At 38.0% G+C, this 25,052-nt stretch carries 21 protein-coding genes; 9 read left to right on the top strand and 12 right to left on the bottom strand.

All coding sequences use genetic code 11. The annotated features are described in order from the left end of the window. The gene (locus ACT2CV_RS02830) at positions 1 to 756 is read right to left on the bottom strand and encodes a phosphatase PAP2 family protein (protein ID WP_464972536.1); all 756 of its coding nucleotides are present in this window, start codon (positions 754 to 756) and stop codon (positions 1 to 3) included. A gap of 70 nt (positions 757 to 826) precedes the next feature. Here ACT2CV_RS02830 and ribA point away from each other — a divergent pair, with 70 nt between their 5' ends. Then, on the top strand, positions 827 to 1,489 hold the full coding sequence (gene ribA / locus ACT2CV_RS02825) for a GTP cyclohydrolase II (RefSeq protein WP_464972537.1): 663 nt from the start codon (positions 827 to 829) through the stop codon (positions 1,487 to 1,489). Between the two features lie 144 nt (positions 1,490 to 1,633). Then, positions 1,634 to 2,341: a two-component system response regulator ArcA gene (gene arcA, locus ACT2CV_RS02820; protein ID WP_464972538.1), complete on the top strand. Its 708-nt coding sequence runs from the start codon at positions 1,634 to 1,636 to the stop codon at positions 2,339 to 2,341. Between the two features lie 241 nt (positions 2,342 to 2,582). Here arcA and rplT read toward each other — a convergent pair whose 3' ends face one another. The 9 genes from rplT to ttrB all read right to left on the bottom strand — a co-directional run bounded on the left by rplT (position 2,583) and on the right by ttrB (position 13,184). Then, positions 2,583 to 2,936 carry a 50S ribosomal protein L20 gene (gene rplT, locus ACT2CV_RS02815; protein WP_006249240.1) on the bottom strand — a complete coding sequence of 118 codons (354 nt, stop codon included), beginning with the start codon at positions 2,934 to 2,936 and terminating at the stop codon, positions 2,583 to 2,585. Positions 2,937 to 3,024: 88 nt separating this feature from the next. Next, entirely contained in the window at positions 3,025 to 3,222 is a 198-nt protein-coding gene (gene rpmI, locus ACT2CV_RS02810; RefSeq protein WP_005596065.1) for a 50S ribosomal protein L35, read from the bottom strand. Between the two features lie 109 nt (positions 3,223 to 3,331). Then, a complete protein-coding gene (gene infC, locus ACT2CV_RS02805; RefSeq protein WP_464972539.1) occupies positions 3,332 to 3,850 on the bottom strand; it encodes a translation initiation factor IF-3 in 519 nt (172 codons plus the stop codon). 153 nt (positions 3,851 to 4,003) lie between these two features. After that, positions 4,004 to 4,816 (bottom strand): D-hexose-6-phosphate mutarotase, encoded by an 813-nt coding sequence (locus ACT2CV_RS02800; protein ID WP_464972540.1) that lies wholly within the window; start codon positions 4,814 to 4,816, stop codon positions 4,004 to 4,006. A 111-nt stretch (positions 4,817 to 4,927) separates the two neighbouring features. Beyond that, positions 4,928 to 5,881 (bottom strand): bile acid:sodium symporter family protein, encoded by a 954-nt coding sequence (locus ACT2CV_RS02795; protein ID WP_464972541.1) that lies wholly within the window; start codon positions 5,879 to 5,881, stop codon positions 4,928 to 4,930. A gap of 236 nt (positions 5,882 to 6,117) precedes the next feature. Continuing rightward, positions 6,118 to 8,049 (bottom strand): threonine--tRNA ligase, encoded by a 1,932-nt coding sequence (gene thrS / locus ACT2CV_RS02790; protein ID WP_464972542.1) that lies wholly within the window; start codon positions 8,047 to 8,049, stop codon positions 6,118 to 6,120. 261 nt (positions 8,050 to 8,310) lie between these two features. Then, the gene (locus ACT2CV_RS02785) at positions 8,311 to 11,400 is read right to left on the bottom strand and encodes a molybdopterin-dependent oxidoreductase (protein ID WP_464972543.1); all 3,090 of its coding nucleotides are present in this window, start codon (positions 11,398 to 11,400) and stop codon (positions 8,311 to 8,313) included. After that, positions 11,393 to 12,454 (bottom strand): NrfD/PsrC family molybdoenzyme membrane anchor subunit, encoded by a 1,062-nt coding sequence (gene nrfD, locus ACT2CV_RS02780; protein ID WP_464972544.1) that lies wholly within the window; start codon positions 12,452 to 12,454, stop codon positions 11,393 to 11,395. Before nrfD ends, ACT2CV_RS02785 begins: the two co-directional genes overlap by 8 nt. A 1-nt stretch (position 12,455) precedes the next feature. Further along, the gene (ttrB, locus tag ACT2CV_RS02775; protein WP_464972545.1) at positions 12,456 to 13,184 is read right to left on the bottom strand and encodes a tetrathionate reductase subunit TtrB; all 729 of its coding nucleotides are present in this window, start codon (positions 13,182 to 13,184) and stop codon (positions 12,456 to 12,458) included. Positions 13,185 to 13,332: 148 nt separating this feature from the next. Here ttrB and ACT2CV_RS02770 point away from each other — a divergent pair, with 148 nt between their 5' ends. Further along, the gene (locus tag ACT2CV_RS02770) at positions 13,333 to 15,051 is read left to right on the top strand and encodes a sensor histidine kinase (protein WP_464972546.1); all 1,719 of its coding nucleotides are present in this window, start codon (positions 13,333 to 13,335) and stop codon (positions 15,049 to 15,051) included. Further along, positions 15,036 to 15,617 (top strand): response regulator, encoded by a 582-nt coding sequence (locus ACT2CV_RS02765; protein WP_464972547.1) that lies wholly within the window; start codon positions 15,036 to 15,038, stop codon positions 15,615 to 15,617. Before ACT2CV_RS02770 ends, ACT2CV_RS02765 begins: the two co-directional genes overlap by 16 nt. A 121-nt stretch (positions 15,618 to 15,738) precedes the next feature. Here ACT2CV_RS02765 and grxB read toward each other — a convergent pair whose 3' ends face one another. Then, on the bottom strand, positions 15,739 to 16,389 hold the full coding sequence (gene grxB / locus ACT2CV_RS02760) for a glutaredoxin 2 (RefSeq protein ID WP_464972548.1): 651 nt from the start codon (positions 16,387 to 16,389) through the stop codon (positions 15,739 to 15,741). Between the two features lie 107 nt (positions 16,390 to 16,496). Between grxB and ACT2CV_RS02755 the strand changes: the two genes are divergently transcribed. The 4 genes from ACT2CV_RS02755 (at position 16,497) to ACT2CV_RS02740 (ending at position 22,516) form a co-directional block, all read left to right on the top strand. Further along, positions 16,497 to 17,360: a fructosamine kinase family protein gene (locus ACT2CV_RS02755; RefSeq protein ID WP_464972549.1), complete on the top strand. Its 864-nt coding sequence runs from the start codon at positions 16,497 to 16,499 to the stop codon at positions 17,358 to 17,360. A 211-nt stretch (positions 17,361 to 17,571) separates the two neighbouring features. Next, positions 17,572 to 18,765 (top strand): acetate kinase, encoded by a 1,194-nt coding sequence (locus ACT2CV_RS02750; RefSeq protein WP_464972550.1) that lies wholly within the window; start codon positions 17,572 to 17,574, stop codon positions 18,763 to 18,765. A gap of 65 nt (positions 18,766 to 18,830) precedes the next feature. Continuing rightward, positions 18,831 to 20,969: a phosphate acetyltransferase gene (gene pta, locus ACT2CV_RS02745; protein WP_464972551.1), complete on the top strand. Its 2,139-nt coding sequence runs from the start codon at positions 18,831 to 18,833 to the stop codon at positions 20,967 to 20,969. Positions 20,970 to 21,139: 170 nt separating this feature from the next. Next, the gene (locus ACT2CV_RS02740) at positions 21,140 to 22,516 is read left to right on the top strand and encodes a Do family serine endopeptidase (protein ID WP_464974012.1); all 1,377 of its coding nucleotides are present in this window, start codon (positions 21,140 to 21,142) and stop codon (positions 22,514 to 22,516) included. A 55-nt stretch (positions 22,517 to 22,571) separates the two neighbouring features. On the opposite strand, the gene dapB is transcribed toward ACT2CV_RS02740, so the two are convergent. Then, entirely contained in the window at positions 22,572 to 23,384 is an 813-nt protein-coding gene (gene dapB / locus ACT2CV_RS02735) for a 4-hydroxy-tetrahydrodipicolinate reductase (protein ID WP_464972552.1), read from the bottom strand. A gap of 208 nt (positions 23,385 to 23,592) precedes the next feature. Here dapB and tdeA point away from each other — a divergent pair, with 208 nt between their 5' ends. After that, positions 23,593 to 24,963 carry a toxin/drug exporter TdeA gene (gene tdeA / locus ACT2CV_RS02730; protein ID WP_464972553.1) on the top strand — a complete coding sequence of 457 codons (1,371 nt, stop codon included), beginning with the start codon at positions 23,593 to 23,595 and terminating at the stop codon, positions 24,961 to 24,963. Positions 24,964 to 25,052: the final 89 nt, after the last annotated feature.

Raw genomic sequence — 25,052 nt, 5'->3', positions numbered from 1 at the left:
TTACTGAATGTTTATGTGGCATTTTTTCAGTAAATTTCTAACCAATTGCTCTAATTTTGTATTATGACTTTGTACAATTGCAAACAACACAAGGTGAACAAGCCAAGCTAATAAGGTGCTCACAAGTAAATCAATCGGATGATGCATACCTAAACGTAAACGGCTAACTAACATCAACACCGCCCATAACAACATTCCTAATGTAAAGAAAGGATGACGACCAACAATCTGCGTAAAACCAACCGCTAACAACAACCAGCTAGCAGCGAAAATCGTATGGCCCGAAGGGAAAGAATAGCCCGTTTCATTGGCTCTATGTTTAACCAACCAAGTCGGTACATCGGCTTTATCTACATAAAATTGATTGACGATTTCTGCTCGTTGATCTCTTGTTTGATCATAAAAATAATCTTCTGATATATCACTTTGCTGAGTTAAAGCAACCACATAAGGTCTAGGCTCTGCAAAAACTGTTTTCGCTGCTGTTTTAATACCTTGAGTAACAATCATGGAAACAACCATAATTAATACCGCACTTATCCATTGTGTTTTCGTTGGGAAAAGAGGTAAAAATAGGAAAACAAAGAAAACACAGGTAATTAATGCGTAAGGCACACTCCCCGTTTCAGTTATCCAATATAAAAAATAATCAAAAGAAGTGAGGTTGGCATCGCCATTCCACTGCCATGAAAAAATCCAAGCAAAAAGTGGAACAAGACAAAGTAAAAAAGTATATAATGACAAACGTTTTAACATAGTAATTATCCTATGAAAATAAAAGCTATTCTAACATTACAAAAGTAAAAGAAAAATAAGGATTTATCTTATGGCAAAAATTCAGCTTGTAACTGAAGCCACTTTACCCACCGAATTTGGTATTTTCAAAATTGTTGGATTTGAATTTCCTGATACAAAAAAAGAACATGTTGCCTTAGTAATGGGAAAAATTGATGATAACCAACCAGTGCTTGCGCGTATTCATTCTGAATGTTTGACCGGCGATGCATTGCACAGCTTAAAATGTGATTGTGGCTTTCAACTTGCAAGTGCTTTACGTCAAATCAGTGAGGAAGGGCGAGGCGTATTGATTTATCATCGGGAAGAAGGTCGTGGCATTGGGTTAATTAATAAAATTCGTGCCTATGCCCTACAAGATCAAGGTATGGATACTATCGAAGCAAATTTAGCTTTAGGTTTTGCTGCTGATGAACGTAATTTTGCAGTATGCGCCGATATTTTTGAATTATTAGGGGTTAATCAAGTACGTTTATTAACCAACAATCCCAATAAAATTGAAACCATGCGCAAAGCAGGAATCAATATTGTAGAACGTGTCGCGCTCAATGTAGGGGAAAATCGCTATAACACCGACTATTTAGATACCAAAGCGAAAAAAATGGGGCACTATATCGTGCATAATAACGAAAAACATTTTTTAAATTGCCCACATTGCCAATCTGAAATTCCTCAGACAGATAAAAGCAAATAACTAATGTTAACATTTCATGATATAGATCATAAAAACATCAACTAGCTGTTAATTTTTATTGTTGCAAGATTGTTACATTCATACAATATGAAAAGTTTATCGTAGTAACATGTTGTAAATGGAAATTTTGATTAAGGATAAAGCATGACTACTCCACAGATTTTAATTGTTGAAGATGAAACCATCACTCGAAACACACTGAAAAGTATTTTTGAAGCTGAGGGCTATGATGTTTTTGAGGCAAGCGATGGTTCTCAAATGCATCGCGTTTTACTTAATCAAGAAATCCATTTGGTTGTAATGGACATTAATTTACCCGGCAAAAATGGTTTAATGCTCGCGCGGGAATTACGTGAAAATACCAATACCGCATTAATTTTCCTAACAGGAAGAAATAATGAAGTAGATAAAATCTTGGGTTTAGAAATTGGCGCAGATGACTACATTACAAAACCATTTAACCCGAGAGAATTAGCGATTCGTGCTCGTAATTTGTTACAACGTACCATGCAAGATGATAAATATCAGGATAAAAATATTGAATATTATCGTTTTAATGGTTGGGCCTTAGATATTAACCAACATGCCTTAATTAATCCTGAAGGTGATATCCTCAAACTGCCTCGTAGTGAATTCCGCGCAATGTTACACTTTTGCCAGAACCCAGGCAAAATTCAAACTCGCGAAGAGTTGTTGAGAAAAATGACAGGTCGTGACTTAAAAGAAAATGATCGCACCGTTGATGTCACAATCCGTCGAATTCGCAAACACTTCGAAGATCATTTAGACACACCAGAAATTATTGCCACTATTCATGGCGAAGGCTATCGCTTTTGCGGCGAATTAGAATAAAAAGTGCGGTATTTTTTTATGAGTTTTATTTAACTCTTACAAAAAACAATTATACCATTTTAATTTACCCCCTTACCTTTCAATAAAGTTAAGGGGATTTATTTGCCTGTAATATTTGTGGCAATATCAACGTAAAAATTGATTACTATTGAGTAAAAAATCTCAAAAACACTATCTGTGTAGAGTAATCAATACAAATAAAAAAGGACGCTTTCGCGTCCTAATTCTCTATTCTTTAAAATTAAAGAGCAGATTTTGCTTTCTCAACTAATGCTGCGAAAGCCACTTTGTCAAATACTGCGATATCAGCAAGGATCTTACGATCGATTTCAACAGATGCTTTTTTCAAGCCGTTGATGAATTTGCTGTATGATAAACCGTTTTGACGAGCTGCCGCGTTGATACGAGCAATCCATAATTGACGGAATTGACGTTTACGCTGACGACGGTCACGGTAAGCATATTGTGCAGCTTTAACTACTGCTTGGAAAGCAACGCGATACACGCGTGAACGTGCACCATAATAACCTTTAGCAGCCTTAAGAACTTTCTTATGGCGTGCTCTTGCAATAACACCACGTTTTACACGAGCCATTATTTTATCTCCTAATTGTCTATTGGGCGTTTGCCCACATTTTAAAAACTAAAAATTTACTAATCGTACGTTGTACTTAATCAAACGCTTATGCGTATGGTAAGCACGCTACTACTAAAACTTGGTCTGCTTTCGCTACCATTGATTTGTGACGTAAGTGACGTTTACGCTTAGTCGTTTTCTTAGTCAAAATGTGACGTAAGTGAGATTGTTTACGTTTGAAACCGCCAGACGCTGTTTTTTTGAAACGTTTAGCAGCACCACGTACTGTTTTAATTTTAGGCATTGTTTAATAACTCCGCATTGTTTAACGTTAATACATATAATTAGGCGAATAAAATAGGGTTAAAAACAACAAAAATATTAACCGCACTTTATTACTTGAACTGCGCTAATTACTTCTTCTTAGGGGCTAACACCATCACCGCTTGACGACCTTCAAGTTTTCCCGGTGCTGATTCAACCACAGAAATGTCAGCTAAATCATTTTTCACACGTTCTAACACATCTAGTCCGATGTCTTGGTGAGCCATTTCACGTCCGCGGAAACGAACTGTGATTTTAGCTTTATCCCCTTCTTCTAAAAAGCGAATCAGGCTGCGTAGTTTTACCTGATAGTCGCCTTCGTCTGTACCAGGACGGAATTTAATTTCCTTCACTTGTACAACTTTCTGCTTTTTCTTCTGCTCTTTTGCAGCTTTGCCTTTTTCATAAAGGAATTTACCGTAATTCATAATACGGCACACTGGCGGTTCGGCATTAGGACTAATCTCAACTAAGTCTAATTCAGCAGCTTCTGCCATAGATAAGGCTTGTTGAATAGAAACGATACCTGCTTGCTCGCCATCCTGATCGATTAAACGAACTTCCTTCACTCTAATTTCGTCATTAATACGATTAGGGCGATTCGTCACTGGTGCTTTTTTTACGGTTTTAATAGTCTTATTCCTCTATTGGTTTTCTTAGGCTTTCATCTGCAATTCAGAAGAAAATAAATTACTGTTCAAAAATAAACAAAACGTGCAAGATTCTACTCGATCTCGCAGATTTATGCAATGCAAACACAACTATTTTTTGTTCACTTTTAATAAAACAGAAACACTCTCGCCTGATTGCAATTCAGTATGAATTCGAGCGGTTTCCACACATAACATCTGTTGATAATCCTCTGCTTTCATACCACTTGTTGCTTTATGCCATGGATTCCACAATACCATTTCTGTGGCATTTTGATGTTCAATCTCAATTTGACGCTGCAATTTCTTATCATTGATATAATGTGTTGTTTGCTCTAAACGATAAATTGCATCAATTGTTTGATCAATTTGGCGTGTTGCAGGCACCGTATCTTGTTCACGAGTTAAGCTATTAAATACCGTCGTTGGCAAATTATTGACTTCAACTTGCGTAATATCGCCCACCTGAAAATAGCTATGTAATGCTAATTGAGCAGGTTCAGCGACACAATGTGTGAAGGTAACTTGGCAATGTTCGCTAAATTGCATTTCCACTTTTGCTTGCAAAATTTGTTGATCAAATAAGGAAAAAATTAACCGCACTTTTTCAGATGAAATCTCATAATCACTGAGTTCCCACAATGCAATACGTGCAGTGCCATGAGCAGGTTGTTTTGCTGCACCAAACCAAGGATAGCAAATAGGAATTCCACCACGAATCGCATTACCTAAAGTAAAAGGATCTATATCACTTAACCATAAAACAGAGTGAGTTTCATTTTTAGCTTTCCAAGTTAATAATTGTGCGCCTTGCAACGCAATTTTCGCTTCGCCAACCGCATGTTTTAATTCCAATACGGGAATTTGATTATATTGATACAACGCTAATTCTGGCGATAGTTGTTTTACTTTTTCAATGTTCATAGAAGCACCTCTCAATGTCATGTTTTATGCTCAATCATACTCTCTTTGTCCTTTTATCACCACCAATAAAAAAGTGCGGTGAAATTCACCGCACTTTTACTTGAACAAAGATTATTTACTGCTTCGTTTATCCCACCAGATAAATAGATTGGCTAATACAGTGCCTGAAACAGAATGCCATACAGTAGAAACAGCACAAACAATTGCAGATTCCGCAGTATTTGGGAAGAATTTACCACTCAATCCTGTTGCTAATCCTGCATTCTGTACCCCAACTTCAATAGCTAATGTGCGTTTTTTCTCTTTACTCATGCCAACAACTTTGCCAGCCAAATAGCCTAAAACATAACCAATCACATTATGGCATAGGATACAAACAAAAATAATAAAGCCGATATGTAAGAATTTATTGCCATGAACAGCAACAACACCACCAACAATGAATGCAAAATTAATCACCGCTACACCTGGCATTAATTCACGCAAATCTTGGAACCATTTGTATTTTTGCAATGTAATATTTAAAAGAGAGCCAACTACAACAGGCAATAAGGTAACTAATAACATAAAACGGAACATTGCCCAACCGTCCATATCCACTGTTTCACCCACTAAAAAGTTGAGCAATAATGGCGTCATAATTGGTGCAAAAATAGTTGAGACAGTGGTCATTCCAACGGAAAATGCCACATCGCCTTTACATAAAAAGCTCATAATATTAGAGGCAACACCACCTGGACAACAACCTACTAAGACTAATCCTAACGTCAGTTCTGGCGATAAGTCAAAGAATCTTGCAATACTGATAGCAACGAATGGCATAATACTATATTGTGCCACTGTACCAATAAAAACATCTAAGGGACGCTGAGCAAGAATTTTATAATCATCAACGCCTAAGGTCATCCCCATAGAAAGCATAATTAAGCCAAGAATAAGTACTTGCGCATCCCCTTTTACCCAAGTAAAAAGTTCAGGTTTAAAAAACGTCACCCCAGCTAATAAAATAATAAAAAGTGCGGTATATTTTGACAATAACCGACTAAGTTGCTTTAAAAACGACATGCTAGATTCCTTATTAAAGTGGTTATATAAGTTAAAAATATAAAAAAATGTACTTGCTAAATCCTGTAAGCAAGTACATTTAATAATTACCATAAATATCTTAGATGTCAATCAATGCATTTAAAATATCCGCAATATAATTAGATTATTTTGTAATAAATAGTCACTTTTTTAGATAAAATCTTATTATAAAAAAGTGCGGTCAAATTAACCGCACTTTTACAGATAAAGAGGATTTACTCTTCGCCAAACAATTTCAATTCACGAGAATACACTTGTTTTTTGAGCATTTCGGTGAATTCTGCAATTGTGAAGGTACCGAGATCTGCACCTTTGCGAGTACGCACTGCCACTTTGCCCGCTTCGATCTCTTTATCGCCACAAACGAGCATATACGGCACACGGCGTAAGGTGTGTTCACGGATTTTGAAGCCTACTTTTTCGTTACGAAGATCCGATTTCACTCGCAAGCCAGCATCAGACAAGGCTTTCACCACGTTTTGCACGTAATCCGCTTGGCTGTCGGTGATGTTCATAACCACAGCTTGAGTTGGTGCAAGCCACGCTGGGAAGAAACCAGCGTATTCTTCGGTGATGATACCAATGAAACGTTCGATAGAACCTAAAATCGCACGATGGATCATTACAGGAGTCCGGCGACCGTTGTCTTCCGCCACATAAGACGCATCTAAGCGACCTGGTAGGGCGAAGTCGAGCTGGATAGTACCGCATTGCCATTCACGATCTAAGCAGTCACGCAAGGCAAATTCAATTTTCGGCCCGTAGAATGCCCCTTCTCCTTCTTGGATTTCGTATTCCAAGCCATTGTGGCGTAAAGCATTTGCTAAGCCTTCTTCCGCACGATCCCACATTTCGTCCGCACCGATACGTTTTTCAGGGCGAGTGGAAAGTTTCACTTGAATGTTTTGGAAGCCGAAGGTGCTGTAAATGTCGTACACCATTTTGATACAGGCTGTTACTTCGCTTTCGATTTGTTCTTCGGTACAGAAAATGTGAGCATCGTCTTGAGTGAAGCCACGCACACGCATTAAGCCGTGCAGAGAACCAGACGGTTCGTTACGGTGGCAAGAACCAAATTCTGCCATACGAATTGGCAAATCACGGTAAGATTTCAAGCCTTGATTAAAGATTTGAACGTGACCTGGGCAGTTCATCGGTTTGATTGCATATTCACGGTTTTCTGATTGAGTGGTGAACATTAAATCGCCGTAGTTTTGCCAGTGACCTGTTTTTTCCCACAGCACACGGTCCATCATAAACGGACCTTTTACTTCCTGATAATCGTACTCTTTGAGTTTGGTACGCACGAAGGTTTCTAGCTCACGGAAAATCGTCCAGCCGTCGTTGTGCCAGAACACCAAACCTGGTGCTTCTTCTTGCATATGATATAAATCTAAGGCTTTACCGATTTTACGGTGGTCACGTTTTGCCGCTTCTTCCAAACGGGTTAAATATTCGCTTAATTGTTTTTTATCTGCCCACGCGGTGCCGTAAATACGTTGCAACATTTTGTTTTTGCTGTCGCCACGCCAGTACGCCCCTGCGATTTTCATCAATTTGAAATGGTGGCAGAAACGCATATTGGGAACGTGTGGCCCACGGCACATATCGGTATATTCTTCGTGATGATAAAGTGCTGGCGTGTCGCAACGGTCGATATTTTCATCTAAAATCGCCATTTTGTACGGCTCGCCACGGCGTTCAAAGGTATCACGGGCTTCTTGCCAGCTAACCACTTTTTTTACCACATCATAGTTGGTTTTCGCCAGTTCTAGCATGCGTTTTTCAAGGGCATCAATATCTTCTTGCGTTAAAGAACGGTCTAAATCCACATCATAATAAAAGCCATTGTCGATAGTCGGACCGATTGCCATTTTCACATCAGGGAAAAGTTGCTTAATAGCGTGACCGAGCAAGTGGGCAGTGGAGTGGCGGATAATTTCTAAACCGTCTTCATCTTTTGCAGTAATAATTTCCAGAGAAGCATCTTCGCTGATAATGTCGCAGGCATCACGACGCACGCCGTTCACACGCCCTGCGATGGTTGCTTTGGCAAGCCCTGCCCCAATGCTTTGGGCAACTTCTAAAACTGAAACAGGATTATCGAATTGGCGTTGAGAGCCGTCTGGAAGGGTAATAATTGGCATAATTTTTCCTTTACAGTGGTAACCCATACGAGAGGTTACTTGTTGATTTCTAAACTAATGATAAATAAAAAAGTGCGTCAAAACGCACCGCACTTTTGATATACACCTACAATGTGTGAGCAAAAGTGCGGTGCATTTTAGCACAATTTTTATGAGCTTGAAAACTTAAATAGCGTTCTCCCAATAGAGATCTATTTGGCTTAGTTGTGCCATTTTATTAATGTAATTAAATAAAAACAGAGTGAAAAATTAAGCTGTAAATTAAGTCAATTTCGTTAATTTAGCAGGAATCCCCTGTCTTACAGCTGAACCACATACCCAATCTACCCAAGGTGATGCAATTTCTTTAGTATCATCCAACACCCCAAGAGCATTGATATTCACGCCACGTTTAATTTGAGTATGACCTTGAATTTCTTTACCATCAATCACATAGCTTGTAGCCCCCAATTGTTTATGGCCATAACCATGCTCAATGGCAATAGTGCCTCTAATCACGCCTTCAATGAGGATGATCTGAACATGCTGTTGTCCACCTGGTGTGGCTAATTGCACTAATTCGCCATGACTAAATCCATATTGCTGTGCATCTTGTTCGTTCATGGCAACAATGCCATCAGGCTTAATGCTATGTAGTCTTAATAAAGGTGCGGTAATACTGCTCATTAAATTGGATTTAAATGAAACCAATTTAAATGGCCATTGTGCTAATGGATAGCGACTTTCAACCGTACTATTATTAGCAAATTGTGGTTCAAAATAGGTTGGACAACCATGATAATGCTTACCTGTTTGTGCATGTTTTGCAGTAGCTACTTTTTCATTCCAAATTTGCAAACAATTTTTCCATTTGGCTTGCATATTGTCTTCTTGCCATGCACTTTGATAAGGAGCAAAACGTCCCCCTTTACAATAAATATTTGCTACTTTCATCACTTCTTCGGGCTTTAAGATCTGCTCAAATTGTGGCATCAGACGCTGAACTCCTGTCAATAATAAGTCCTCGGGTAAAGCATCGTTTACCGGCTCTTTACCATCATAGGCAATATTAGCAGCAGCACGTAAAAAGAAGTCTGCAGAGCGATTCAATGGATAGTAATTTTTTTGTTTATCTGTAATTGCGTTGTCACCAAACCCTGCTAAGTTCATGGCTTTCGCAATGGCAATAATAAAACTTTCCATACAGATGGTTTCACCATCTGCAGTTTTTCCATTTATTGACTCTACCACAGGCCAACGAGCTGTACTTGTTTTAGTTGGCACGCCAGCCCAAGGTGTACTAAACCCCCAACTTTCAAAGTTATGCGTATCTGGCACAATATAATCTGCCATTGCTGTAGTTTCATTCATAAAGGCATCCACCGCAATAAATAGCGGTAAAATTTTCGGTTCACGCAGTTTTTCATCTGTAATATGATGGATTCCCGTCATCCCATACAATGGATTACTCATGTGGCTAATCCATGCTTTAAGGGAATAAGGATAACCTTGTAAAGCAGAGGTAATCATTTCAGACATTTGCCCGCCTGCAAAAGGATACCAAGCTGCTTTTGCAGGATAAGGATTCTGCCCTTGTTCAACTTTACGTTTAAACTCAGAAGATTTTTCATACGACTTTTTACTGCGTGCTAAATTAATACCTTTCGGTTTGACCATATTGTCAAAATTGGCTAAATCATAACGAGGACCACCACCAAAATCTTTAAATTTGCCACCAGACATACTCATGCCGCCTTTTTTATTCATATTGCCCACCATTGCATTGAGCAATAAAATAGCCCACGCAGTATAAAATCCATTACTATGCATGGTTCCACCATGGGTAACTACTGAGGCACGATGACCATGAGAAGTAAATTCTTTGGCCAATTGAATAATAGTATCAACTGGCACTCCGCACTGCTCGGCATAGGTTTCAAGGGGCTGTTCAAAACAAGATTCTTTTAATAATTGCAAAGCGGATTTTACTCTGATTTCTCTGCCATCTTTCAACTGAACCAAATCGTCCACAAAAAGTACCGCACTTTGACATTGACGCGATGGGATAAATTCACCACTGACACCGTCTTTAACCATAATATCGCCATCTTCCGCTTTTTCAGGTTCTGCAACATCTTGTAAATCTTGAATACGAAGGGCTTTTCCATAATTTTTATCTGTTTGATCGGCAATAAATAAATGGGTGGCATTACAAAAGCTGGCACCATTTACTTGCTGCATTGCTGTTTCACTTGGTATGCGTAAATAGTCTGCATTATAGCGTTCATTCTCAATAATCCAACGTAACATAGCTAATGATAAAGAAAGATCCGTCCCAGGTATAATAGGAATCCAACGGTTATTATCCGTAGCTTTAATAGAACTTAATTCTAAACGTGGTGCCACGACGACATAATCAAAATTATCTTCCGTACGTTGTTTTGCTAATTGTCTTGCCTGACGTTTAAACGGATTTCCTGCTTGAGCTGGCGATGTTCCCATAAATAAAATAAACTCGGCATTATCCCAATCAGGTTTCGCATGAGCATTGTTATCTAAATCATTCATAAATGCTCCAGAACCTGCACGATAAGATAATCCGCAAAAAGAGCCATGAGAAGCAAAATTAATGGTACCAAAACTGTTATTAGCAAAACGTTTAAGCAAAGGTTGCCGTCCTTCAGGACCTGCGAAAGTAACCATTAACTGATTTACTTTCGCACCAAACTCTGGATTTATCGGATCCACAGGGGTTTTTAAATCACGAATTGACTTTAGGCCCTCCACATGACCTTCACCAAATAAATCCCCTCCATTGACAACTTCGTCAACAAGCTGTTCAAAACTGATAGTTTGCCATTTCCCCTCTCCACGTTTACCGACGCGTTTTAAAGGTTGAGTTATACGATAAGGGCTATTGATACCTTCTAAAAATGCAGAACCCCTCGCACAAGCCGTTGAGCGTTGCACTAATCCATTTTCCCCTGCTACGCTTAACTCTGCCTCACGAACTGGTTGATTAAAATTGATATATTTTTCGGCAGAAAGTGGATGATAAGGATTGCCGTTAATACGTAACAATTTATTTTGTTCGACATCCACGCGTACACGTAAACCACATAATGTCCAACAACCCATACATTGTGTATTGCACACAACTTGTTGATTATTACCAATCAGTTGTCCATCTTTAACTTGATATTCAGGAGTTAAGGCATTGCCATAAATAGCATCTTTTGTTACTTCTCCCGAAGTACCTTTTGTAAGACCTACGGCAATTTCTTTTAATTTAGGGACATAGCCCGCACAAAATGCAGTGGCTGTGCCCACCGCTAACCCACCTTTTAACAAATTTCTTTTTTGCTTATTCATATTGTCCCCCTACCATCGATTGCACACCATTCTGTAAGTAAAGTTGTCTATAAACATATTGCCAGAATACAAAGGTAATAAAAAACCATAAACTGAACATAGCCAATATGCCGATAATGCCATCCACTTCCCAATTTAATGTATATGGATGAATGGCTGCACTATATTTAGATAACAATTGCACTTGAATGAGCAGCACCCAACGCACGAGCCAAGTCATACCTACAGCCATCAATAAGTTTAGTAAACGAGTGATGAAATTATTTGGTAAGCTTACAAAAAGCATTAATAGGCCAATCAACAAGCAAATTATTAAAGGTAAACCACTAGACTGCCAAAGTTGAGTGAGCTGCAGTGCGGTCTGATTTGAGAAGAAATAGAGACCAATTATCGAACAGATTAAAAGTACTAAACTCACTAAGTTTATACGATGTAATAAAGTTGACGTCTGCGTAGGTAAGCAGAGCTGAATACAAAATTCACAAAGCATACTGGCAGTTGGTAGAACGCTAAATAAAATCAATGGCATTAACCAATACTGATGCCATAATGGATGAGCAGCCACAACAAATACTTCCATGGTGGTATAAAGTAAGATTAATAAGCCCAATATCAGACTAGAAAGACGACATACTGATACCCAACGAGGTAAATTCAATTGCCCTTTATAAAGCACGTGTAACCACTTCGGCAATATGTCCATGGGGATAACTTGACGCAATAAACAAACAAAATAGGTTAATAGACAGAAAATAAAGAATGGTAAAAATAAAGCGCCCCATGCCATCCATGACCAAGGTGTTGGATGTAAATAAAAATTTATTATACGGCTTGGTTGGTGCAGATCAGCTATTAAAGCTATAGATGCAACAAAAGCACAAACCAACGCAACGCCAATCGCTATAAATTCTTTACTTATGTGCTTTTCACGCTGATAAAGAAAAAAAGCAATAAATACAGAGGAAAACGATAGTCCAATAAAGAAAAAATAACTTACAGCCCAAGGTAACCATGTAACACCCTGTGGTTCAACAAGAATTTCACGAATAGTCATACTATGCCTCCTTTCCTTGCCATAACATAGGTTGCCCTTGCACTTGGCTCACAAAGGCATCATCAAGTCCTAAATAAAATACTTGAGGTAATGTGCCTGATTCAGGTTTTAGTACTTTAAGTTGAGATTTAAATTCTTTTACCATTTGGCTAATTTGGCTATTGGGATCAAGCAGGTCGCCGATAATACGCGCACCACCAACGCAACTTTCCACACAAGCAGGTAATAATCCTACTTCTAAGCGATGGGCACAAAATGTACATTTATCTGCCGTTTTAGTTTCCTCATTGATAAAACGCGCATCATAAGGGCAAGCTTGCACGCAGTAAGCACAACCAATGCAACGCTTGTTATCAACCACTACAATCCCGTCTTTACGCTGATAAGTAGCTTGTACAGGACAAACGGGCACACAAGGAGGATTATCACAATGATTACATAAGCGAGGTAACAACACATTATTCACTTGTTGTGCATAGCTCACTTCATACTGACGAACAGTAGTACGAAACTGTCCAATTGGAATGTTATTTTCTACAGCACAGCTCACTGTACAAGATTGGCAACCAATACAACGTCTTAAATCGATCAACATAGCATAACGATGTTTTTCATTACCTGCACGCCGTTTAGGTTGAAATTGACTTTCAGCTTGGCTGAAAGGAATAAAAGCCTGCCCCACAGTTAAAGCAGATAAACTTTTCAAAAAAGTCCGTTTTGTTACTTGCATTTCCTCCCCCTTGTATCATTCCCCATATAATTCCATTGAGTTATCATTTTTTTTCACGTATTGTTCAGTAATCTAACTAAGAAAACCATTGTGGTTTTCCACATAAAAAATAAGTGAATTTGATCTCTATCAAAAAAAGGAAACAAATGTGAAAAAGTGCGGTCTATTTTTGAAAAGCTTTATTTTGTTCTGTACTTTACTACCTAGCATCCTATACGCACAGGAATGGCGTATTGGCATATTAGCACAACGAGGTGTCTCTCATGCTCACACCACATGGCAGCCTTGGATTGATTGGCTCAATCAACAATTACCTGAACAATATTTTTCTCTTGTCACTCTCGATCTAAACGATCTTGAACAAGAGCAAGCACAAGGTGTAGATTTTATTCTCACGAATCAAGCTCAATTCTTTTACTTAAAAAATAATAATACGGTACGTTGGTTAGTGACTCTGATGTCTCCTCGCCAAATTCGTCAACATAGTCGAGGAAGAATTGGTAGCGCTATTTTTGTACGTCAAGACAGCGATTTTAAGCAACTGTCAGATTTAAAATCTCATACTATTAGCGCTGTTGGAAAAAATGCCTTTGGTGGGTTTTTATTAGGTTATAACGAATTTTATCAACAAGGACTCATTGAAAATAAAGATTTTAAACTTGTTTTTACTGGTTTCCCGGTTGATAACACTTTACTTTTACTACAAGAGAAAAAAGTAGATGGCGCCATTGTTCCCGTTTGTATTTTTGAGGAATTAGTGAAAGAAGGGACAATTAAAAGTGAAAATTTCCGTTTATTAGACAGTAAAACGAATGATCTAGATTGCCTTGCTAGCACGGTGTTACTGCCTAATTGGTCGCTGGCTGCCATGCCACAAGTGCCAGAATCACTGGCAGCGCAGTTAGTTCGTCTATTACTCAGTGAAATTCCACCGCACTTACCACAATGGACACCGCCTTATTCCACCAGTCAAGCAGACAGCCTATTGCGCCAATTACATAAACATCCACAACAAAATTTATGGGATAGCTTACGCTACTGGTTTTATCAATATCGATTTTGGATCATTATCATCGTCTTATTATTAATATTAAATTATCTTTGGATTAGGATTCAAATTTATCGTAAAAGCAAGGCACTACAAACTGCTTACGAGGAAATGCGTCAGTATGAACAACAACTTATTCAAGCAGATCGTTTAAGTATTTTAGGCGAAATGAGCGCAGGCATTGCCCACGAAATTAATCAACCTTTATCTGCCATTAGAATGTATGTCGAGGGCGTTAAATATCTACCACAACTACAACAAGATAAAAAGTCTATGGAAATTTTAGATAAGATCCTTAACCAAGTGGATAAAACAGCCGACATTATTCGTAATTTGATGGATTGGGTAAAAAGAAAAAATAATGAAAATATAGAGTGTATTGAGCTGAAAAAATTTTTGCAACGCACAATCCATTTTATGACATTGCAACATAGCGCTATGAGTAAAATACAATTGAGTTGCCCTGAAAAATTAAAAATAAGAATACAACCTACTCTATTAGAACAAATTTTATGTAACTGTTTATTAAATGCTTCACAAGCACATTCAAGTCAAATTCATATTGTTGTTAATCCTTCATATAAAAAAATTAACATCCATATTTTAGATAACGGTACCGGATTTAGTGATACTGAGTTACGTTTTCCTTTCGTACCTTTTCGTAGCAGTAAAAATCAAGGTTTAGGCTTAGGTTTAGTATTATGTCAACGTTTAATTCACACTATTGGAGGTGATATTCACCTACAAAATCGCCAAGATAAACAAGGCGCCGAGGTGATTTTAACTTTGGTGAAGGAGGAAAAATGCAGATCCATTTAGTAGATGATGATCTTAATGTCTTGGATGCTACTCGCTTTTTACTTGAACAAGCAGGATATCAAGTGAAAACTTGGTCGAAGAGTAAAGAATTCATCGAAAACGCATCACACTTCGAGCCAGCCATAGTCATTTTAGATATGAATATGCCTGAGCTTGATGGTAGACAAGTACATCAATTTTTATGTGAAAAACAAAGCACTATGTCAGTCATTATCATGACTGCTTATGCTGATGTTTCAATGGCCGTACAAGGCTTAAAACAAGGTGCAGTGGACTTCTTACAAAAGCCTGTTCAGTTTTCACAATTACAGGCTACGTTAAAATTAGCAACAGAAAAAACGCTAGCCAATACACAACGTCACCACATTCAAACTTGTTATCAGCAATTGAGTAATAAAGAAATTGAAATTTTAAATTTATTATTACAAGGACAAATTAATAGACAAATTGCAGAAACACTCAATATCTCTATAAGAACAGTGGAAGTACATCGTTCACATATTATGGAGAAAATGCAGGCACAAACTATTGCGGAATTGATTTATAAGATTACTTTAATTCAATAATAAAGACTATTTAAATTAATTAAATAAAGTGCGTCAAAACGCACCGCACTTTTGATATACACCTACAATGTGTGAGCAAAAGTGCGGTGCATTTTAACACAATTTTTGTGAGCTTGAAAACTTAAATAGCGTTCTCCCAATAGAGATCTATTTGGCTTAGTTGTGCCATTGTATTAATGTAATTTTTAACATGCGTTGGGAATGTTAATCCTTTCACGCAAGTTAAATTACGCAACATTGGGAAAAGCATAATATCTTCAAAAGAAAGTTGTTCGCCATTGGCTTTATCTTCAGCCAAAATCAAGTTACCCAGTTCAATAAGATCTTGCTGTAATTGATCGATATATTGCTGACTGTTCGATAAATTCTCAGCGAAATCCCCGATAAAGTCCGTTTTCTTTTTCACAAAATATTGCACCGCACTTTCAGTGCCATACTCAGGTAAACCTAATTGAATAAAACGAGGCAGTAATAAATGATTATAATAGCTGCCAATTTTCTTCATTGCTTGCTCTAATGCGGGGCGAACTTGTTCCGATAAAATTGGCGAGCCAAAATGCGTATCTACATAACGCACAATATCTAAACTTTCTGGCATGGCGGTGCCATCTTCTTTCACTAAAATTGGCACAACTTTTTTACCAATTAATCCAATTGGTGTCGTTTCATCGTCATTTAATAAAACGCGTTTTTCGAATGGGATATTTTTCAGTCCAAAAATCATGCGGGCACGAATACAATAAGGGCAATGATCATAAACATAAAGTTGCATATTCTCTCCTTTTTCTTTCTATAATTTGAACTTCATCACAGATTATTGACAAAAATTCCTTTAATATCAAGTTAATCCTAGTTGCGTGTTATTTTAAGGGGGTAATTATGTGGAAATCCGTTTCTCAAGTACTAGCAGATCAATTTGGTGCTTATTATCACATTAAAGAAAAAGACAAAGTTCACACAGGCGAAATGCACGAAGCTTGGATGATTAATGACGGTTTGCAACCCGTTTTTGTGAAATGTAACGAGAAATCCTATCGTTCGATGTTCCGCGCAGAAGCAGATCAACTTGAGCTATTAGCAAAAACACATACCATTAAAGTGCCTCAAGCTTATGCGGTCGGTTGTTCGCAAAATCACAGTTTCTTATTATTAGAAGCTTTGTCAATTGAACAAGATGATGAAGAAGATTTTGCTCAATTCGGCAAGGAATTAGCACAATTACATCAAGTACAGGGACCTGAATGTTATGGTTTAGATTTTGATACTTGGTTAGGCCCCGTCCATCAACCAAATGCGTGGCACAATAATTGGGCAACCTTTTTTGCAGAACAACGTATCGGTTGGCAATTACAGATTTGTCATGAAAAGGGATTGGACTTTGGCAATATTGATGAAATCGTGTCAATGATCGCGAAAAAACTTGCTAAACATAAACCGAAACCCTCATTGTTACATGGTAACTTATGGATTGAAAATTGCGCTAAAGTGAAAGATCAAATATATAGTTACGATCCTGCTTGTTATTGGGGCGATCGTGAATGTGATTTGGCGTTTAGTGAATTATTTGAACCCTTCCCTGAAGCATTTTACCAAAGCTATCAGCAAGTGTTCCCCCTAGATGATGGCTATGCAGAGCGTAAACTTATATATCAATTTTATTATTTACTGAATTTCAGTCATCGCTTTAAAGGTCATTATGTTGAGTTAACAAAAGCCATTTTAGGTTACATTAATGATCTCTGATGTAGCAAAAACGACGAAATTTTACACCGCACTTTTCAAAAAATATTGAATTTATCAATTTCTTTTGAAGAAATTGACATTTTTCCATGCTTAATAATTTATTTTATAGCCTGAAAAGTGTATCCTATGCGGCAAGATGGTTTTCAACCTCTGTTCAGCTTAAATTGAGCTGAATACATTTTAATTTCAACCCTACATAATAGGTTAATTTATGTCAAAATTAGTTCTTATCTTAAACTGTGGTAGTTCATCATTAAAATTTGCAATCTTAGATCCTGTTTCTGGCGAAGAAAAATTATCAGGTTTAGCTGAAGCTTTCTATCTTCCAGAAGCACGTATCAAATGGAAATTAAATGGCGAAAAAGGTAATGCAGATTTAGGCGCAGGTGCTGCGCACAGTGAAGCATTAAACTTCATTGTTTCTCATATCTTAACGCAAGAATTAAAAGACAGCATTGCTGCGATCGGTCACCGTATTGTTCATGGCGGCGAAAAATACACTAAATCAGTTGTGATTACTGATGAAGTTGTTCAAGGTATTCAAGAAGCAGCAGAATTTGCGCCACTGCACAACCCTGCTCATTTAATCGGTATCCAAGAAGCATTTAAAGCTTTCCCACATTTAAAAAATAATAACGTTGCTGTATTTGACACTGCATTCCATCAAACAATGCCTGAGCAAGCATTCTTATATGCATTGCCATACGAATTATATAAAGAAAAAGGTGTTCGCCGTTATGGTATGCATGGTACAAGCCACTATTTCGTTAGCCGCGAAGTTGCAGATCGTTTAGGTATTCCAGCAGATAAAATCAATGTAATTACTTGCCACTTAGGTAATGGTGCTTCTGTTGCTGCAATCCGCAATGGTGAATGTATTGATACTTCTATGGGTTTCACGCCATTAGAAGGCTTAGTCATGGGTACTCGTTCAGGCGACTTAGATCCAGCAATTATTTTCTATATGCATAAATCATTAGGCATGTCTGTTGAACAAATTGAAGAAACCTTAGTTAAAAAATCAGGTTTATTAGGTTTAACTCAAATTACTAGTGACTGCCGCTATGCAGAAGATAACTACGACAAAGAAGAGCCAGCAAAACGTGCTTTAGATGTATTCTGCTACCGTTTAGCGAAATATATCGGTTCTTACATGGCGGTTATTGGTGATCGTTTAGATGCAATCGTATTCACTGGTGGTATTGGTGAAAACTCTGCCCTTGTTCGTGAAAAAGCATTAGGTCACTTAAAATTATTCGGTTACCAATTAGATCATGATAAAAACTTAGCAGCGCGTTTTGGTAATGAAGGTATTATTACAGCTGATAACACACCAGTTGCTATGGTAATTCCAACTAACGAAGAATTAGTAATTGCACAAGACACTGCAGGTCTTTGCTTCTAATCAAATAGAATAAGCTGCCGATAGATATCGGCAGTTTCTTTTTTATCTCAAACTTAGGAAAAATTATGTCCAGAACTATTATTCTTATTCCAATTAGCAGTGGCATTGGTTTAACTAGTGTAAGTCTAGGTTTAATCGAAGCTTTGGAACAAAAAGGCAGCAAAATTGGTTTCCTAAAACCAATTTCTCAACCCAATACTGGCGAAGATAAATTAGACCGTACAACTTCTATCGTTCGTACCAGCACAAGTATTGAAACCGCTGAACCATTCATGTTAAGTGAAGCAGAAAACTTAATCGGTCAAAATCAAACGGATGTGTTATTAGAAAAAGTGGTTGAACGCCATCAAAAATTAGCTAAAGACAATGATATTGTGATTGTTGAAGGCTTAATCCCAACACGTAAAAATTCTTATGCAAACAGCATTAACTATGAAATTGCTCAAGCATTAGATGCAGAAATAATTTTAGTGGTAGCACCATCCACAGATACTCCTGCGGAATTAAAAGAACGCGTTGAAGCAGCGGCAGCGTCTTTTGGTGGTAAATCAAACCCTAACCTACTTGGTGTGGTTATCAATAAATTCAATGCTCCAGTTGATGACACTGGTCGCACACGCCCTGATTTAACTGAAATTTTCGACTCATTCCAACATAGCCATAATCAAGCTGGCGAGGTTTATCGCTTATTTGCAACCAGCCCAATTAAAGTGCTTGCATGTATTCCTTGGAATACCGAGCTTGTGGCAAGTCGTGTTGTAGATTTAATCAAACACTTAGGCGCATCTATTATTCATGAAGGTGAAAGCCAAACACGCCGTATTCGTGGCATTACTTTCTGTGCTCGTACCTTACCAAATATGGTTGAGCATTTCCGTACTGGTAGCTTATTAGTGACCTCCGCGGATCGCCCTGATGTATTAACAGCAGCAGCGCTTGCTGCAACAAATGGTATTGAACTTGGCGGTATCTTATTAACTGGTGGTTATAAAATTGATAACCAAATCAATAAATTATGCCAACGCGCTTTTGAGACCTCAGGTTTACCTATTTTCCGTATTGAAGGCAATACTTGGCAAACAGCGCTCAGCCTACAAAGTTTCAATTTAGAAGTCCCTGTTGACGACAAAGAACGTATTGAAAACATCAAACAATACACTAGCCAACAATTTGATACTGATTTCATTAACCAAATCGTTGGTGAATCTTCTCGTATTCGTCGTTTATCACCTCCAGCATTCCGTTTCCAATTAACCGAATTAGCTCGTGCAGCTAAAAAACGCATTGTACTACCTGAAGGTGATGAACCTCGTACAATTAAAGCAGCTGTACTTTGTGCAGAACGTGGTATTGCAGAATGTGTACTTTTAGCAAACCCTGCGGATGTACAACGTGTTGCTGAAGCACAAGATGTGGTACTTGGTAAAGGCATTACTGTAATTGATCCTGCTTCTGTTCGTGAAAACTACGTTAATCGTTTAGTTGAACTTCGCAAAGCAAAAGGAATGACTGAAACTTCTGCTCGTGAACAACTTGAAGACAACGTTGTTCTTGGAACCATGATGTTAGAAGCAAATGAAGTTGATGGTTTAGTTTCTGGCGCGGTGCATACTACAGCCAATACTATCCGTCCACCAATGCAAATTATCAAAACAGCACCTGGTAGCTCAATTGTTTCTTCAATTTTCTTCATGTTGTTACCAGATCAAGTGCTAGTTTATGGTGACTGTGCGGTAAACCCAGATCCTACAGCTGAACAACTTGCTGAAATTGCTATCCAATCTGCTGATTCTGCAAAAGCATTTGGTATTGATCCAAAAGTAGCGATGATTTCTTATTCAACAGGTACATCAGGCTCAGGTGCTGATGTAGAAAAAGTGAAAGAAGCAACACGTATTGCAAAAGAAAAACGCCCTGATTTATTAATTGATGGTCCGTTACAATATGATGCTGCGGTAATGGAAGATGTTGCGAAATCTAAAGCGCCAAATTCACCTGTTGCTGGTAAAGCGACTGTATTTATTTTCCCAGATTTAAATACAGGTAATACCACATATAAAGCGGTACAACGCTCAGCAGACTTAGTGTCTATTGGTCCAATGCTACAAGGTATGCGTAAACCAGTAAACGATTTATCTCGTGGTGCATTAGTTGATGATATCGTTTACACCATTGCGCTCACAGCAATCCAAGCGACACAATAAAAAGTGCTAAAAAATTAACCGCACTTTTGCGATAAATAGAACGCTCCCATCCTATTGGGAGCGTTTTTTTATTCTCCAGTCTTGAATTTATGAACATTTGCCCCATTTTTTTGTCATATAGAGCACTGAGATTTATTTGTTCTATTTTATTTAGGAGAAAACTTATGAAGATGAAAAAAATCCATTTTGCCCTAAGTGCAATTGTATTAGGACTAAGTGTTTTAGCGCCAACAACAAGCATGGCGCAATTACCAACCGAAGTTTCGGGGACAACAATACCAAGCTTAGCGCCTATGCTAGAAAAAGTATTACCAACTGTTGTATCTATTCATGTGGAAGGAAAAGACAGCGCAAACTCCCAAATGGATATGGGTATTCCTGAAGAATTCCGTCGTTTCTTTGGTGATGATATTTTCGGTGGTCGTTCATCCTCACCACGTAAATTCAGAGGCATGGGATCAGGTGTCATTATTAATGCAGAAAAAGGCTATGTATTAACCAATAATCACGTTGTCAATAAAGCTGATACTATTACTGTGACATTACATGATGGTCGTGAATTTAAAGGTAAAATCCTCGGTGCAGATAAACAATCTGACGTAGCTTTAGTTCAACTCGAAAATCCGAAAAATTTAACCGCAGTTAAAATGGCAGATAGCGACAAACTTCGCGTTGGCGACTTTACTGTAGCGATCGGTAACCCATTTGGTTTAGGACAAACCGTTACTTCGGGCATTGTGTCAGCTTTAGGTCGTTCAATGGGATCAGACAGTGGTACTTATGAAAACTACATTCAAACAGATGCGGCAGTAAACCGCGGTAACTCTGGCGGTCCATTAGTCAACTTAAATGGCGAATTAATTGGTATCAACACTGCTATTATTTCACCAAGTGGTGGCAATGCAGGGATTGCTTTTGCTATTCCTGTTAATATGGCGAATAATTTAGTACAACAAATCGTTGAATTTGGCGAAGTACGTCGTGGTGTTTTAGGTATCAAAGGTGGCGAATTAAATGCAGATTTAGCCAAAGCATTTAATGTAGATGCACAACAAGGTGCATTTATCAGTGAAGTATTACCAAAATCAGCGGCAGAAAAAGCTGGCTTAAAAGCAGGCGATGTAATCATTGCTCTTAATGGTCAAAAAATTATAAGTTTCGCTGAGTTGCGTGCCAAAATTGCGACTTCTGGCGCAGGTAAAACCTTTGAGCTAACCTACTGGCGCGATGGTAAAACAGAAACCACAAAAGTGACCTTACAATCAGATGATTTAGTTCAATCTGTGTCTTCTGACGCAAATGATTTAATCCCAGCATTAGAAGGTGCAGTATTTAATAATCATAAAGATGGCGTGGAAATCGTGAAAGTGGCAACAAACTCCTCTGCTGCTCAACGTGGTTTAAAAGTGGGTGACTTAATTGTGGGCGTTAACCGTCAAAGTGTTAATAATTTAAGAGAATTAAAAGAAGCTTTAGATAAAAAACCTTCTGTGATCGCGTTAAATATTAAGCGTGGCAATAATAATTTCTATTTATTAGTACAATAATATTTCGCTCCGAAACAAAAAGTGCGGTGAAATCCACCGCACTTTTTTATGTCATTTATAAATTATTCAGATCCAACACATCCGTCATATCATATAAACCGTTAGGCTGATCAGCAATCCATTTTGCCGCTCTTACTGCACCATTAGCGAAGGTCATTCGACTAGATGCTTTGTGTGAAATTTCTACTCGCTCGCCAATATCCGCAAACCAAACAGAATGTTCACCAACAACATCTGATGCGCGAATCGTTGAAAAACCAATTTCATTTAACTTACGTTCGCCTGTAATACCTTGTCGAGCAAATACGCCATCTTTGCTTAAATCACGCCCTAAAACCTTAGCTATATGTTCGCCCATGGATAAAGCAGTACCGGAAGGCGCATCCACTTTATGACGATGATGCGCTTCAATCACTTCAATATCACAATAATCGCCCATCACTTTTGCAGCTTTTTCCAATAATTTAAACACTAAATTCACGCCCACGCTATAATTAGAAGCAAAAACAATACCAATCTTTTCCGCTGCAGTTTGAATAGCTTGTTTTCCTGCTTCATCAAATCCTGTGGTACCAATAATCATTTTTTTCTGATGAGTAACACAGGTGGTAATATGATTTAACGTGCCTTCAGGACGAGTAAAATCAATTAACACATCAAATTGATCAACTGCCTGCGCTAGTTCACCCTGAACCTGAATACCCAAATGTCCAATACCAGCAAGCTCTCCTGCATCACTGCCAATTAAAGAAGATCCTGCTCGCTCAAATGCAGCACCTAATTCCACACCTTGTGCATTATGCACCGCTTGAATAAGTTGTCGCCCCATTCTACCGCCAGCGCCAACGATACCAATTCTTAATGTCATGATTTACTCCTTATTTTGCACTTGCTTGCATTATATAAAAATTTTTTGCCTTTGATGAATGATTTATTGAAATAATTTCAATCTCATTTTTTTTCTGTTACAATACACAACACAAAAATGAACGAACGTTCAGTAATAATTCACAAAAAAGTGCGGTGAAAAATAAGCAAGTTTTTAACCGCACTTACATTTTTATTCAAGGTATCACATGATGAATATTTCCAAATTAACAATGGGATTAATGCTCTCTGCCTTTTTGGCGGGCTGCGCAAACCTCAATGATAGCTATCAAAGCACCCAACAAGATTATCAGCAATATGTTGAAATCACCCAACAATACAATATTAAGGACAATTGGTGGGCATTGTATAATGATGCACAACTCAATCGAGTGGTTGAAAGTGCATTATTAAATAACAAAGATTTAGCTAAAGCTGCCATCGCTGTGAACGCGGCACTTTATCAAGCTAATTTATTAGGTGCAGATTTGGTACCATCTTTTAGTGGTTCAACCTCTTCATCTGCTGGCCGACCAATTGATCAACATGCTAATTCGACGATTAGCCATAAAGGATCATTAAATGTCAGCTATACATTGGATTTATGGCAACGTCTAGCCGATGCTGCTAACGCAAAAGAATGGCAATACAAGGCAACACAGCAAAATCTTGAAGCTGCGCGTTTATCACTTATTAACGCGGTAGTTGTCACTTATTACCAAATTGCTTATTTAAATGATGCAATTAGCGCAACAAATGATAGCATTAGCTACTACGAACGTATTAATAAAATTATGCAAAACCGTTTGACGCAAGGTGTAGCAGATCGTGCAAGCACAGACCAAGCGACTCAAGCGGTATTAATGGTGCGCAATAATCTGATTACTTATCAAACTGCACGTAAAACAGCAGAAAAAACCTTACGCAATTTGTTAAACCTAAAACCACAAGAAGCGTTAAATATTCAATTTCCTCATATTTTGAATGTTAAAACCGCCAAAGTAAATTTAGATGTCCCTGTTTCAACTATTGCTAATCGACCTGATGTAAAAGGGAATTTATTCCGCTTTAACAGTGCCTTTAAAGATGCAAAAGCCATGCAAAAAGCTTGGTTTCCAACCATCAGCCTTGGTGCATCATTATCATCATCAGGTAATAAAGTGAGCAATGCATTTGAAAATCCAATGGCATCTGGCATATTAGGTATTAGCTTGCCATTCTTAGATTGGAACCATGTTAAATGGAATGTAAAACTGTCAGAAGCCGCTTACGAGGCAGCAAAAGTGAGCTACGAAAAAGGCATTACCAGTGCGCTCAATGAAATTGATACCAACTATTTCGCTTATACACAATCTGTCAGCAATTTCGCGAATTTGACGAAAAAATATGATTATGACAAGCGCATTACGCAATATTATAAAAATCGTTATGATGCAGGCGTTTCTGAATTGCGTGAATGGTTAAATGCAGCAAATACAGAAAAAGCCTCTCAAGTCGCCATTTTGAATGCAAAATACGCGGTAATCCAAAGCGAAAATGCGATTTATAGTGCAATGGGTGGGTATTATTCAGCGAAATAAACAGAAAATATCATAATGATGAGCGATTAAATTCAGTTAAAAAACTCTGCCAAATTTAACCGCACTTTGATAAAAATAAAGGCTGTACT

The organism is Reella acinonychis (assembly GCF_052384575.1).
In the GTDB taxonomy this organism is placed as follows: Bacteria; Pseudomonadota; Gammaproteobacteria; order Enterobacterales; family Pasteurellaceae; genus JBQSUQ01.
Note: the sequence above shows the minus strand (reverse complement) of the source record. Positions and strands in the feature narration are given on the sequence as shown.